Genomic DNA, 12,829 nt, shown 5'->3' on the forward strand with positions numbered 1-12,829 from the left:
CGCCCCCGCCGCCCGCACCGCGTACGACCGCCGCACCGCCCGGACGCACGCCACCGGGCCCCGCCCGCACCCGGACGCCACGCACCACCCGCACCCGGTACCCCGTACCGCACCCACGTCTTCGAACAGGAGCCCGCCATGGCCATCGAGGTCCGCATCCCGACCATCCTCCGCACCTACACCGACGGCGCGAAGGCCGTCGAGGGCAGCGGGGACACCCTCGCCGACCTCTTCGCCGACCTCGACACCCGGTACGCGGGCATCCGGGAGCGGATCGTCGACGGCGAGCAGCTCCGCCGGTTCGTGAACGTCTACCTCAACGACGAGGACGTCCGCTTCCTGGACGGCATCTCCACCAAGGTGTCCGACGGCGACAACGTCACCATCCTCCCGGCGGTCGCCGGCGGAATGCGCTGACCGCTATGCGCTACGACAGCCCCCTCGCCGCCGTCGGGAACACCCCGCTGGTCCGGCTTCCCCGACTGTCGCCCTCGGCGGACGTGCGGATCTGGGCCAAGCTGGAGGACCGCAACCCGACCGGCTCGGTCAAGGACCGGCCCGCCCTGCACATGATCGAGCAGGCGGAGAAGGACGGCCGGCTCACCCCCGGCTGCACCATCCTGGAGCCCACCAGCGGCAACACCGGCATCTCGCTGGCGATGGCGGCCAAGCTCAAGGGCTACCGCATCGTCTGCGTCATGCCGGAGAACACCTCGCAGGAGCGGCGCGACCTGCTCGCCATGTGGGGCGCGGAGATCATCTCCTCGCCGGCGGCCGGCGGCTCCAACACGGCGGTGCGGGTGGCGAAGGAGCTGTCCGGGCAGCACCCCGACTGGGTGATGCTCTACCAGTACGGCAACCCCGACAACGCCGGCGCGCACTACGCCGGCACCGGCCCGGAGATCCTCGCCGACCTGCCCTCCGTCACCCACTTCGTGGCCGGACTCGGCACCACCGGCACCCTGATGGGCGTCGGGCGCTACCTGCGCGAGCACAAGCCGGACGTGAGGATCGTCGCCGCCGAGCCGCGCTACGACGACCTGGTCTACGGGCTGCGCAACCTCGACGAGGGCTTCGTGCCCGAGCTGTACGACGCCTCCGTGCTGACCACCCGCTTCTCGGTGGGCTCCGCGGACGCGGTGACCCGCACCCGGGAACTGCTCCAGCAGGAGGGAATCTTCGCCGGCGTGTCCACCGGCGCGGCCCTGCACGCCGCGATCGGCGTCGGGAACAAGGCCGTGAGGGCCCAGGAGAGTGCCGACATCGTCTTCGTGGTCGCCGACGGCGGCTGGAAGTACCTGTCCACCGGCGTCTACACCGCGGCCACCACCGAGGAGGCCATCGAGACGCTCCAGGGCCAGCTCTGGGCGTAGCCGGCTCCCGCGGTCTCCTTCCGGCCGCCGGCTACGAGGCCAGGCCCCGCACCCGGTCCCAGACCAGCGGGTCCACCGGGCCGACCCGGCGGCGGAAGTCCGCCGGCGCCACCTCGCGCAGCTCGTCGGTCTCCAGGAAGCTCGGCCGCCCCCGGGTGTCGCCCACCGTGCCCGGGGGCAGCGCGACGACTCCCGGCGAACCGTCCCGGTAGCGGGTGGTGATCTTGGCGACGAGCACCCCGCCGTCGCGAACCGCGAGGACCAGGCACGGCCGGTCCTTCGCCCCGGGCCCGTCCTCGTAGGGCACCAGCGCCCACCAGATCTCGCCCGCCGCCGGGCCCCGGCCGGCCTCCTCCGGCCGCCCCCGCTTCGGCCGCCCCCGCTTCGGCCGCGCCTGCGGCCGCCCGGGCGGACGACCCCGCCCGTCCGGACGCCGGGCCGGCGGCTTGCGCCCCCGCTTCACCCCGTCCGCCACCGCCGCCACGAGCGCCAGCACCACCACGGCGCCGAGCGCCGGCCACCACGACGTGTCCATGGACGTCACGCTACAAGGGGGCGCCGCCCCCCGAACCGGTGACAGCGCAGGTGAGTTCCCCCACAACGGGGCTTTGCGGAGGAGCGGCGGCCCGGGGCGCGCCTTACGCTCGGTAAACCGCACGACCTCCCCTGTCAGCGCCTGCCCGGCTTACGTCCACGGAGGTTCACGCTCCATGAAGCTCACCGTCGTCGGCTGCTCGGGGTCCTTTCCGTCCGCGGAATCGGCCTGCTCGAGCTACCTCGTAGAGGCCGACGGCTTCCGGCTGCTGCTCGACATGGGCAACGGCGCCCTGGGCGAGTTGCAGCGCCACATCGGTCTGTACGACCTCGACGCGATCTTCCTCAGCCATCTGCACGCCGACCACTGCATCGACATGTGCGGCTACTTCGTGGCGCGCTACTACCGGCACGAGGGCGGCCGCTGCCCGGCCATCCCGGTGTACGCGCCGGACGGCGCCGAGGAGCGGCTGACCACGGCGTACGCGGACACGCCGTCGGAGAAGTCGATGAGCGAGGTGTTCGACTTCCGCACGCTGGGCTCCGGCTCGTTCGACGTCGGCCCGTTCCGGGTGCGTACGGAGAAGGTGTGCCATCCGGTCGAGGCGTACGGCATCCGGGTCGAGCACGGCGGCCGCTCGCTGACGTACTCCGGGGACACCGGGGTCTGCCCGGAGCTGGACGCGCTGGCGGCCGGCACCGACCTCTTCCTGTGCGAGGCGTCCTTCACGCACGGCAAGGAGGACATCCCCGACCTGCACCTCAACGGCCGGGAGGCCGGGACGCACGCGGCGCGGGCGGGGGCGGGGAGGCTGGTGCTGACCCACATCCCGCCGTGGACCGACGCCGAACGCAACCTGGCCGACGCCCGCGCGGTCTACGACGGCCCCTCCGAACTGGCCCGGCCCGGCGCGGTGTACGACGTCTGACCCGGGCGCGCGAAGGCCCCGCACCCGGCACGCAGGCCCCGCGCGCGAAGGCCCCCGGTACCGCTGTCGCGGTACCGGGGGCCTTGCGGTGTGCGGGTTACGCCTTGGCGTCGGCGGTGTCGCCGGTCCCGGCCTTCTTCTTGGCGGGCTTGTCGGCCTGAGTGGCGTCGACGACCAGGCCGCCCTCCTCCTCGGGCTCGCGGCCCGGGGTGGGGATGTCGAACTTGACGATCGCGAAGCGGAAGACCGCGTAGTAGACGGCGGCGAAGACCAGGCCGACCAGGGCGAGCATCCACGGCTTGGAGGCGATGCCCAGGTTGAGCAGGAAGTCCACCGCGCCGGCCGAGAAGCCGAAGCCGTCCTTCATGCCGAGCGCCCAGGTCAGGGCCATGGAGACACCGGTGAGCACCGCGTGGACGGCGTACAGCACCGGGGCGATGAACATGAAGGTGAACTCGATCGGCTCGGTCACGCCGGTGACGAAGGAGGTCAGCGCGAGCGAGAACATCATGCCGCCGACGGCCTTGCGGCGCTCCGGGCGGGCGCAGTGCACGATGGCGAGGCAGGCGGCCGGCAGGGCGAACATCATGATCGGGAAGAAGCCGGTCATGAACTGCCCGGCGCTCGGGTCGCCGGCCAGGAAGCGGGCGATGTCGCCGCTCTTGCCCTCGTAGGTGCCGGCCTGGAACCACGGGAAGCTGTTCAGCAGGTGGTGCATGCCGATCGGGATCAGCGCGCGGTTGGCGACGCCGAAGATGCCGGCGCCGACGGCGCCCGAGCCGACCAGCCACTCGCCGAAGCCGTGCAGACCGGCGCCCAGCCACGGCCAGATCAGGCCGAAGAGGATGCCGATGACCAGGCCGGCGAACGCGGAGAGGATCGGGACCAGGCGGCGGCCGCCGAAGAAGCCGGCCCAGTCGGGCAGCTTGGTGCGGTAGAACCGCTGGTAGAGCAGGGCGACCACGATGCCCATGACCACGCCGCCGAGGACCTTGGCGTCGACCGGCGCCTCGGTCATGACGATCTTGCCGTCCACGACCTTGGCGATCTTGTCAAGGTTCGGGTCGGTGAAGGTGGCCAGCACGTTCTTGAAGACCAGGTAGCCGACGACGGCCGCCAGCGCGGTCGAGCCGTCCGACTTCTTGGCGAAGCCGATGGCGATGCCGACCGCGAACAGCAGGGCCATGTTGTCCAGCAGCGCCCCGCCACCGGCCGCCATGTAACCGGCGATCTTGGTGATGAAGGTGGGGAACGACTCCCTGCCGAGCATGTCGGGCTGGCCGAACCGCACCAGGAGCGCGGCGGCGGGCAGCACGGCGACCGGCAGCATCAGGCTGCGGCCGATGCGCTGCAAGACAGCCATCGCGCCGGCGCCCTTCTTCTTCTGCTCCGCCGCGGGGGCGGTGGCCGTGGACATCAACTTCCTCCAGTGGGCAAGGCGCCGCCCGGCATCGGGAAGAAGGGGGGAGGCGGCGTCTCAGGAACGGCTGAGAAAAGGGGGTACGCGGGCGTAACCGGCCGCGTGGTCTACACCTTTGGGTGGTGTAGACCAGTTGTAGCACGGTGGGGGATAGATAAGGAACCTGCGAAATCGTGACCGGGCGCGCACCCTTCGTGCGCACTCCCGGAAGCCTCGCCGGGAACGCCGAAAGGCCCCCGAACCCGCAGGTCCAGGGGCCGTCGGCGGCGTGCGCCGGGGCTAGGGCTTCGTCGCGTCCCGGTCGAGGCGCTCGCCCTGCTCCGGCGGCTCCCGGCCCGGCACCGGGATGTCGAACCTCGCGATGAGGAACCGGAAGAGCGCGTAGTAGACGACCGCGAAGCCCAGCCCGATGGGGATGATCAGCCACGGCTTGGTATCCAGGTGCCAGTTGACCACGTAGTCGATCAGCCCCGCCGAGAAGCTGAAGCCCGCGTGCACCCCCAGCGCCCAGGTGATCGCCATGGACGCCCCGGTCAGCAGCGCGTGCAGCCCGTACAGCAGCGGCGCGGCGAACATGAACGAGAACTCCAGCGGCTCCGTCACCCCGGTGACGAACGACGTCAGCGCCACCGACAGCATCAGCCCCGTCACCTCCTTGCGCCGCTCCGGGCGGGCCGAGTGCGCGATGGCCAGGGCGGCGGCCGGCAGGCCGAACATCATGATCGGGAAGAACCCCGACATGAACTGCCCCGCCGACGGGTCCTCCGCGAAGAACCGGGTCAGGTCGCCCTGCACCACCGAACCGTCCGGCGCCGTGTACTCACCGGCCTGGAACCAGAAGAAGGTGTTCAGGAACTGGTGCATCCCGATCGGGATCAGCAACCGGTTCGCCACCCCGAAGATGCCCGCGCCCCACGCCCCGAGCCCGATCAACTGCCGGGCGAACCAGTTCAGCGCGTCCCCGACCGGATCCCACAGCAGCCCGAACAGCACCCCGAGCACCACGCACAGGAACGCCATGATGATCGGCACCAGCCGGCGGCCGTTGAAGAAGCCCAGCCAGTCCACCAGCTTGGTGCGGTGGAAGCGCTGCCACACCACCGCCGTCAGCAGACCGATCAGGATGCCGCCCAGCACCCCCGGATTCTGCGGGATGCCGTCCGGGGTCTCCTGCGTCACCGAGCCCGCCTGCGGAAACGCCGCCAGCACGTTGTGGTAGACGAGGAAGCCCACCACCGCCGCCAGCGCCGTCGAACCGTCCGCCTTCTTCGCGAAGCCGATCGCCACCCCGATGCAGAACAGCAGCGGCAGCCCCATGTCGCCGTTCAGGATCGCGTTGCCGCCGTTGGACAGCACCAGCGCTGTCTTGTCCCAGAACGCCCCGTGCAAGGTCGAACCGAACAGGTTGCCCAGACTCACCAGCAACCCCGCCGCCGGCAGTACCGCCACCGGGAGCTGAAGGCTCCGCCCCACCTTCTGCAACCCCTGGAACAGCCCGTTGCGCCAGGTGCGCCTCGGTGCGGCGGCGCTCTCGGTGCTCATCGGCGACCTCGACCTCCCATGACCCCGTACGGGTCCTGCTGGCCCTACTGGTGTAGACCAGTTGCGATAGGCTGGCTCCCGGGACGCCGGCCACCACCATCCTTCGCCGCAAGGCTCCACCTCGCGCGCGTAGATGGGCCAACCGTGAGTTACCGTGACAACCCGGACGACCCAGAGGGAGAAACCATGGCCACCAAGGCTGAGAAGATCGTCGCCGGGCTCGGCGGCATCGAGAACATCGAAGAGGTCGAAGGCTGCATCACCCGCCTGCGCACCGAGGTCCTGGACCCCTCCAAGGTCGACGAAGCCGCCCTCAAGGCCGCCGGCGCCCACGGCGTCGTCAAGATGGGCACCGCCATCCAGGTCGTCATCGGCACCGACGCCGACCCCATCGCCGCCGACATCGAAGACATGATGTGACCCGCTGAGCCCAGCGCGAACGCACCCCCCAGGGCCTGTTCCGGCCGACCCCCGACCACCGGAACAGGCCCTTCGGCGTCACGGGCTAGGCTCGGGCCCATGTCTCGCATCGACGGCCGCACCCCCGAACAGCTCCGCCCCGTCACCATCGAACGCGCCTGGAGCAAGCACGCCGAAGGCTCCGTCCTCGTCTCCTTCGGCGACACCAAGGTCCTCTGCACCGCCTCCGTCGCCGAGGGCGTCCCCCGCTGGCGCAAGGGCAGCGGCGAAGGCTGGGTCACCGCCGAGTACGCCATGCTCCCCCGCGCCACCAACACCCGCGGCGACCGCGAATCCGTCCGCGGCAAGATCGGCGGCCGCACCCACGAGATCAGCCGCCTCATCGGACGCTCGCTGCGCGCCGTCATCGACTACAAAGCCCTCGGCGAGACCACCATCGTCCTCGACTGCGACGTCCTCCAGGCCGACGGCGGCACCCGCACCGCCGCCATCACCGGCGCCTACGTCGCCCTCGCCGACGCCATCACCTGGGCCCAGGCCAAGAAGATCGTCAAGGCCGGCCGCAAGCCGCTGACCGACACCGTCGCCGCCGTCTCCGTCGGCATCGTCGACGGCACCCCGCTGCTCGACCTCCGCTACGAGGAGGACGTCCGCGCCCAGACCGACATGAACGTCGTCTGCACCGGCGACGGCCGCTTCGTCGAAGTCCAGGGCACCGCCGAGGCCGAACCCTTCGACCGCAAGGAACTGAACGCCCTCCTCGACCTCGCCACCGGCGGCTGCGCCGACCTCGCCGCCCTCCAGCGCGAAGCCCTCGACACCACCCTCTGAACCCCGGCGGGCAACCGGCCAGCACCCCCACGGCGTCCTCGTGGACACGGGCGTACGGCTCGACACCGTACGCCCGTCCACACCATCCGAACGGGGAACCCTGACCCATGCGACGCCACACCGCCGCCGCCCTCCTGGCCGGCGCCCTCGCCCTCACCGCCACCGCCACCGCCGGCTGCACCGCCGTCGACACCGCCCTCGGCTGCGCCCGCACCGCCGACGCCCTGGCCACCAGCGTCGCCGACCTCAGCCAGGCCGTCGCCGACACCGAGGACCCCACCCGGCTCACCGAATCCCTCGACACCATCGACCGCGAACTGGCCACCCTGAAGGACACCACCAGCGACGCCGACCTCACCAAGGCCGCCGGCGACCTCGGCCTCGCCGTCGGCAACATCCGCACCGCCGTCGACGCCGGCGACACCACCCCCGACCTCACCCCCCTCACCGACGCCGCCGGCGAGCTGACGAAGGTCTGCACCCCCTGACGCCACCCGGCGACCACCGGCCCTCCCACGTGGGGATACTGGCCCCATGACCCGCCTGATCCTCGCCACCCGCAACGCCGGGAAGATCACCGAACTCCGCGCCATCCTCGCCGACGCCGGCCTCACCCACGAACTCGTCGGCGCCGACGCCTACCCCGAGATCCCCGACGTCAAGGAGACCGGAACCACCTTCGCGGAGAACGCCCTGCTCAAGGCGCACGCCCTGGCCCAGGCCACCGGACTGCCCGCCGTCGCCGACGACTCCGGCCTCTGCGTCGACGTCCTCGGCGGCGCCCCCGGCATCTTCTCCGCCCGCTGGTCCGGCGCCCACGGCGACGACCGGGCCAACCTCGACCTGCTGCTCGCCCAGCTCGGCGACATCGCGCCGCCCCACCGCGGCGCCCACTTCGCCTGCGCCGCCGCGCTCGCCCTCCCGGACGGCACCGAGCGCGTCGTCGAGGGCCGCCTCACCGGCACCCTGCGCACCGCCCCCGCCGGCGCCGGCGGCTTCGGCTACGACCCGATCCTCCAGCCCGACGGCTCCACCCGCACCTGCGCCGAACTGACCCCCGCCGAGAAGAACGCCATCAGCCACCGCGGCAAGGCCTTCCGCGAACTGGTCCCGGTGGTACGGGAGCTGCTGGGCGGCTGAGACCGTGAAGGCCCTGCCCCTGAGCAGGGGCAGGGCCTTACTTCTGCTGGTGCGGCCGATGGGACTCGAACCCACATGGGCTTACGCCCAGAGGCACCTAAAACCTCCGCTTATACCTATTCAGCAACGGCCGCAGGCAGCGCTCAGTCTACGGTGTGGCGTCTGGGCGGACGAGGGTGTCGGCCCGTTTCGCCTGACCGCTCCGGCCACTCCGGCACCAGGTGTCCGTGGTGGCATGGCAGTTCGGACAGAGGAAGCGCAGGTTGGCGGCGCGGTTGTCGAGTCGGTCGCCGTTGACGTGGTCGATCTCGAGAACCATGCGCCGTCCGTGCCAGGACGGTGATGCGCCGCACAGCGCGCAGCTTTCCGGGACGCCGCTCTCGTGCAGCGCCTGGCGGAGCACCGACGTGCGGGTCCGCTGCCCGCCCACGCGCAGTACCAGCACTTCCGCGGGCGGCCTGCCGGGCCTCGCCCCCTTCTTGCCTCTCTGGTGCGCCTGGCCGAGGAAGTGGGAGATGTCGGTTCCGTCGGCCGCCAGCCACTCCCGCAGCCGGCGGCGCCGGGTCCCGTTGTCCGGGAGACCGAGCCGCCGGAGGGTCTCCGCCACCGAGGTCGACTGGACAACTGCCTCCGAGAGCGCCGCAGGGGTCGGCCGGGGTGTGTGGCCGCGCGGCGCGAAGTGCGAGATGTCCACGCCGTGGTGGATGAATCGGCTGATCAGATATCGCGACAGCCGCTCATAGGGAGGCGTCCCCAGGAACGAGATCACTTCGTCAATGCTTCGGCATGAGCGCGCGGCCTCGGCGAGTACCTCCTCGGTGTAGCGCCTTCCGCCGCTCATCGCCGCCTCTTCCGGCCACGGTAGGTGTCCGTCGCGGAATGGCAGTTCGGACAGAGGATGCGCAGGTTGCCGATCCGGTTGTCGCGCCAGTTGCCGCTGATGTGATCGACCTCCAGGGGGAGAGGCCGACCGCGCCAGAGCGGCCCCTGCCCCCCGCACAGGGCACAGCAGTCCGGGACGCCCGAGGCGGTCATCGCCCGCCGCAGCCGGACGCCGGATGTGCGCTTGGGGTGGCGCTCGGTCTCCAGTACGAGGATCTCGGCGGGCAGGCGGCGATTCGTCCGCCTCATCGTCTTGGCTCGGGGCACTTGACGGGTGAAGTGCGATGTGTCGATGCCCAGGGTGCGAACACGCCGGCTTATGTGCGTGTGGTTGCCGCCCACCGCGTCTATGCCGAGCCGACGGAGGACCTCCGTCATGTTGGTGGACGCCGCCACCGCCGGTTCGAGCACGCTCCTGGTCCAGCGGAGCCCTTCGCGCTCGAAGTGGGAGGTGTCCACCTCGAACCGCCGCATCCGTTCCCGGATGTAGGCGCGTCCTGCGCCTCGCGGGTCGACGCCCAGCGCGCCCAGTGCTTCGGACAGGGTGCGTGATGCGGCGGCGACCTCCGCCAGGCGTTCGCGCGTATACGGACTGACCGGCATGTACGGCCCCCTTGTTCATTCCCCGGCCGCGTGTTCGCGGTCTCGTACACGGAAACGAATCCGCCCGCCGGAGGTCACTCGGCGGGCGGATTCGTCGTATGCGTGGGGCGCGCGGGGAGGCGGCTCAGAACTTGGGCTCGGGGGCCTGGGCCTGGACGAGTTCGGCGGCCTCTTCCTTGGTGCAGACCGAGGGCGGGGAGCCGTCCAGGGGCTTCTGGGCCGTCTCCTTCATGCAGGCGACGGCGATCACGCCGACGAGCGCGGCGGCCATGGAGTAGTAGGCCGGCATCAGGTTGCTGCCGGTCCAGCCGATCAGGGCGGTGATCACCAGCGGAGTGGTGCCGCCGAAGAGGGAGGCCGAGAGGTTGTAGCCGACCGAGAGGGAGCCGTAGCGGACCCGGGTCGGGAACAGCGCGGGGAGTGCGGCGGACATGGTGCCCAGCAGGCAGACCAGGGAGAGCCCGAGCATCAGCATGCCGGCGGTGATGGCGAGGATGCTGCCGTCGCCGATCAGCAGGAAGGCCGGGGCGGAGAGGACGAGGAAGCCCAGCATGCCCGCCATCAGCAGCGGCTTGCGGCCGAAGCGGTCGCTCAGCTTGCCGACCTGGTTGATGATCAGCATCAGGAAGACCATCACGCCCAGCAGGATGAGCAGTCCGTGGGTGGCGCTGTAGCCCAGCTCGTCGGAGAGGTACGTCGGCATGTAGGACAGCAGCATGTAGTCGGTGACGTTGTACGCCCCGACCAGCGCGATGCACAGGATCAGCGTCGGCCAGTAGTCGCGGAAGATCCGGCCGAGGTCGCCCTTGGCGGTGGTCTCCACGGTGTCCGCGGCCTCGGAGGAGGCGTGCGGGGAGGCGTCCTCCAGCTTCTGGAAGGCGGGCGTCTCGTCGAGCTTCAGCCGCAGGTAGAGGCCGACCAGGCCGAGCGGTCCGGCGACCAGGAACGGCACGCGCCAGCCCCAGTCCTCCATGGCCGCGTCGCCGAGGACCGCGGTGAGCGCGGTGACCAGGCCGGCGGCGCCGACGTAGCCGGCGAGGGTGCCGAACTCCAGGAAGCTGCCGAAGAACCCGCGCCGCTTGTCCGGCGCGTACTCGGCGATGAAGGTGGACGCCCCGCCGTACTCGCCGCCGGTGGAGAAGCCCTGCACCAGGCGGAAGAGGATCAGCAGCGCGGGGGCGAACCAGCCGATGGAGGCGTAGGAGGGGATCAGGCCGATGGCGAAGGTGCCGATCGCCATCATGATCATGGTCAGGGCGAGGACCTTCTTGCGGCCGATCCGGTCGCCCATCGGGCCGAACACCATGCCGCCGAGTGGCCGCACCAGAAACGCGACCGCGAACGTGGCGAACGAGGACAGCAACTGCGCGGTGTCGTTCCCGGACGGGAAGAACACCTTGCCGATGATCACGGCCAGGTAGCTGTAGATCCCGAAGTCGAACCACTCCATGGCGTTGCCGAGGGAGGCCGCCTTCACGGCCCGCTTGACCGCCGACTGGTCGGTGATGGTGATGTCCGACCGCCGCAGCTTGGGGTTCCTCCGCTGGTCGATGGTGCGGAAGAGGATGCGATGCCGTCGGATCGCCGCGGGGTCGGCCGCATGGTTCTGCTCCGGGCCGGTGGCCGCCATGGACCGGTTCCTTTCCCTGGACGTGCTCGGACTGAGAAGGGTCAGTCCGTGGCGGACTGGGGATCAGTCCAAGGGGAACATCTGCTCGGCCGTGACGTTCGCAAACCGAAGTCCCCCGGGAGTGGGACCTCGGTCACAGGGGGGAGGGGTGCAGGGCGGGGTACGAGGGCCCGATGCCCTCGTCCCCGGGACGGCGGCCGGCTCAGGCGCTGACGCCGAGGTCCTTGATGATCTTGGCGACGTGGCCGGTGGCCTTGACGTTGTACAGGGCCCGCTCGACCTTGCCCTCCTCGTCCACCACGACCGTGGAGCGGATGACGCCGGTCACCGTCTTCCCGTACAGCTTCTTCTCGCCGAAGGCGCCGTACGCCTCCAGCGTCTCCTTGCCCGGGTCGCCGAGCAGGGTGACCCCGAGGTCCTCCTGCTCGCGGAACTTCGCCAGCTTCTCCGGCTTGTCCGGCGAGATGCCGATGACGTCGTAGCCGGCGCCCGCCAGCAGCTCCAGGTTGTCGGTGAAGTCGCAGGCCTGCTTGGTGCAGCCGGGGGTGAGCGCGGCCGGGTAGAAGTAGACGATGACCTTGCGGCCCCGGTGGTCCGCGAGCGAGACCTCCTTGCCGTCGGCGTCCGGCAGGGAGAAGGCGGGTGCGGTGTCGCCGGGCTGAAGTCGCTCGCTCATCAGGGCTCTCCTTGTTTCTCGGGGTACGCGCTGGAGAGCCTAACGGGGGTCGCCGCCGGTCACCGGCGGGCCGAGCTGCCAGACTGTGCAGCACTTCACCAGACCCACGACCACCACGACCACACGGAGGCAGCGCGGTGTCGGACGCCAGGACCCCTGCGCAGATCGAGGCGGACATCGTCCGCCGGCGCGACCAGCTCGCCGTCACGCTCGACGAGATCGGGGTGCGGCTGCACCCCAGCACCATCATGGGCGACGCGAAGGCGAAGGTGGCCTCGACGGTGGACGAGACCGCCGGCCGCGCCTTCGTCGCGGTGAACCGGGTGGTGACCGACGTGAAGGCGAAGTTCACCACCGAGGACGGCGCGCCGCGCCTGGAGCGGGTGGTCCCGGTGGCGCTGCTGGCCGTCGGCGTGGTGGGCCTGCTCGCGCTGTCCACCCGCCGCCGCAGGGACTGACCCGGGCCGGACGGCAGGTAGGTTTCACAGGGTGAGCGAGAACACCCACGACAAGCTGCCCATCCGGATGCTGCACGACCGCGTGCTGGTCCGGAACGACACCCCCGAGGGCGAGAGGCGTTCGGGCGGCGGCATCCTGATCCCGGCGACCGCCGCCGTCGGCCGCCGGCTGGCCTGGGCCGAGGTGGTCGCGGTCGGGCAGAACGTCCGCACCGTGGAGCCCGGCGACCGGGTGCTGTACGACCCGGAGGACCGCGCCGAGGTCGAGGTGCGCGGCGTCGGCTACGTGCTGATGCGCGAGCGGGACCTGCACGCGGTGGCGGCGGACCGCTTCGAGGGCGCGGACGACTCGACCGGTCTGTATCTGTAGGAGTCGTGGCGGTGCGGCGGG

The 12,829-nt window shown here is 71.0% G+C and carries 16 protein-coding genes and 1 tRNA gene; 9 read left to right on the forward strand and 8 right to left on the reverse strand.

What is annotated here, in order from left to right; translation table 11 throughout:
• Window positions 1-138 precede the first annotated feature (138 nt).
• Both C6N75_RS15365 and C6N75_RS15370 read left to right on the forward strand, forming a co-directional pair.
• Window positions 139-417, forward strand: a complete 279-nt coding sequence (locus tag C6N75_RS15365) for a MoaD/ThiS family protein (RefSeq protein WP_105869470.1) — start codon at window positions 139-141, stop codon at window positions 415-417.
• 5 nt (window positions 418-422) lie between these two features.
• Window positions 423-1,373 (forward strand): PLP-dependent cysteine synthase family protein, encoded by a 951-nt coding sequence (locus C6N75_RS15370; protein WP_105869471.1) that lies wholly within the window; start codon window positions 423-425, stop codon window positions 1,371-1,373.
• 31 nt (window positions 1,374-1,404) lie between these two features.
• Here C6N75_RS15370 and C6N75_RS15375 read toward each other — a convergent pair whose 3' ends face one another.
• A complete protein-coding gene (locus C6N75_RS15375) occupies window positions 1,405-1,908 on the reverse strand; it encodes a type II toxin-antitoxin system PemK/MazF family toxin (protein WP_105869472.1) in 504 nt (167 codons plus the stop codon).
• A 175-nt stretch (window positions 1,909-2,083) separates the two neighbouring features.
• Between C6N75_RS15375 and C6N75_RS15380 the strand changes: the two genes are divergently transcribed.
• Window positions 2,084-2,836: an MBL fold metallo-hydrolase gene (locus C6N75_RS15380; RefSeq protein ID WP_105869473.1), complete on the forward strand. Its 753-nt coding sequence runs from the start codon at window positions 2,084-2,086 to the stop codon at window positions 2,834-2,836.
• 97 nt (window positions 2,837-2,933) lie between these two features.
• Here C6N75_RS15380 and C6N75_RS15385 read toward each other — a convergent pair whose 3' ends face one another.
• Both C6N75_RS15385 and C6N75_RS15390 read right to left on the reverse strand, forming a co-directional pair.
• Entirely contained in the window at window positions 2,934-4,253 is a 1,320-nt protein-coding gene (locus C6N75_RS15385; RefSeq protein WP_258177426.1) for a PTS transporter subunit EIIC, read from the reverse strand.
• A gap of 282 nt (window positions 4,254-4,535) precedes the next feature.
• Window positions 4,536-5,798 carry a PTS transporter subunit EIIC gene (locus C6N75_RS15390; protein ID WP_105869474.1) on the reverse strand — a complete coding sequence of 421 codons (1,263 nt, stop codon included), beginning with the start codon at window positions 5,796-5,798 and terminating at the stop codon, window positions 4,536-4,538.
• A 186-nt stretch (window positions 5,799-5,984) separates the two neighbouring features.
• Between C6N75_RS15390 and C6N75_RS15395 the strand changes: the two genes are divergently transcribed.
• The 4 genes from C6N75_RS15395 to rdgB all read left to right on the forward strand — a co-directional run bounded on the left by C6N75_RS15395 (window position 5,985) and on the right by rdgB (window position 8,189).
• On the forward strand, window positions 5,985-6,218 hold the full coding sequence (locus C6N75_RS15395) for a glucose PTS transporter subunit EIIB (RefSeq protein WP_105869475.1): 234 nt from the start codon (window positions 5,985-5,987) through the stop codon (window positions 6,216-6,218).
• Between the two features lie 99 nt (window positions 6,219-6,317).
• Complete coding sequence (gene rph / locus C6N75_RS15400; protein WP_105869476.1) at window positions 6,318-7,049, forward strand: ribonuclease PH; 732 nt, start codon at window positions 6,318-6,320, stop codon at window positions 7,047-7,049.
• A gap of 107 nt (window positions 7,050-7,156) precedes the next feature.
• Window positions 7,157-7,537, forward strand: a complete 381-nt coding sequence (locus C6N75_RS15405) for a hypothetical protein (protein WP_105869477.1) — start codon at window positions 7,157-7,159, stop codon at window positions 7,535-7,537.
• A 46-nt stretch (window positions 7,538-7,583) separates the two neighbouring features.
• A complete protein-coding gene (rdgB, locus tag C6N75_RS15410) occupies window positions 7,584-8,189 on the forward strand; it encodes an RdgB/HAM1 family non-canonical purine NTP pyrophosphatase (protein WP_105869478.1) in 606 nt (201 codons plus the stop codon).
• Between the two features lie 47 nt (window positions 8,190-8,236).
• On the opposite strand, the gene C6N75_RS15415 is transcribed toward rdgB, so the two are convergent.
• The 5 genes from C6N75_RS15415 to bcp form a co-directional block, all read right to left on the reverse strand.
• Window positions 8,237-8,323, reverse strand: a tRNA-Leu gene (locus C6N75_RS15415).
• A 14-nt stretch (window positions 8,324-8,337) separates the two neighbouring features.
• The gene (locus tag C6N75_RS15420; protein WP_105869479.1) at window positions 8,338-9,030 is read right to left on the reverse strand and encodes an HNH endonuclease signature motif containing protein; all 693 of its coding nucleotides are present in this window, start codon (window positions 9,028-9,030) and stop codon (window positions 8,338-8,340) included.
• Window positions 9,027-9,674: an HNH endonuclease signature motif containing protein gene (locus C6N75_RS30690; RefSeq protein ID WP_181160479.1), complete on the reverse strand. Its 648-nt coding sequence runs from the start codon at window positions 9,672-9,674 to the stop codon at window positions 9,027-9,029. The genes C6N75_RS15420 and C6N75_RS30690 overlap by 4 nt, the downstream gene beginning before the upstream one ends.
• Before the next feature lie 124 nt (window positions 9,675-9,798).
• The gene (proP, locus tag C6N75_RS15425) at window positions 9,799-11,304 is read right to left on the reverse strand and encodes a glycine betaine/L-proline transporter ProP (protein ID WP_105869480.1); all 1,506 of its coding nucleotides are present in this window, start codon (window positions 11,302-11,304) and stop codon (window positions 9,799-9,801) included.
• Between the two features lie 202 nt (window positions 11,305-11,506).
• Window positions 11,507-11,980, reverse strand: a complete 474-nt coding sequence (gene bcp, locus C6N75_RS15430) for a thioredoxin-dependent thiol peroxidase (RefSeq protein ID WP_105869481.1) — start codon at window positions 11,978-11,980, stop codon at window positions 11,507-11,509.
• Between the two features lie 137 nt (window positions 11,981-12,117).
• Between bcp and C6N75_RS15435 the strand changes: the two genes are divergently transcribed.
• Both C6N75_RS15435 and C6N75_RS15440 read left to right on the forward strand, forming a co-directional pair.
• Entirely contained in the window at window positions 12,118-12,438 is a 321-nt protein-coding gene (locus C6N75_RS15435) for a DUF3618 domain-containing protein (RefSeq protein WP_105869482.1), read from the forward strand.
• 31 nt (window positions 12,439-12,469) lie between these two features.
• Window positions 12,470-12,808: a GroES family chaperonin gene (locus C6N75_RS15440; protein WP_105869483.1), complete on the forward strand. Its 339-nt coding sequence runs from the start codon at window positions 12,470-12,472 to the stop codon at window positions 12,806-12,808.
• The last annotated feature ends 21 nt before the right edge of the window (window positions 12,809-12,829 follow it).

This window comes from Streptomyces solincola (assembly GCF_002982015.1).
Taxonomy (GTDB): Bacteria; Actinomycetota; Actinomycetes; order Streptomycetales; family Streptomycetaceae; genus Streptomyces; species Streptomyces solincola.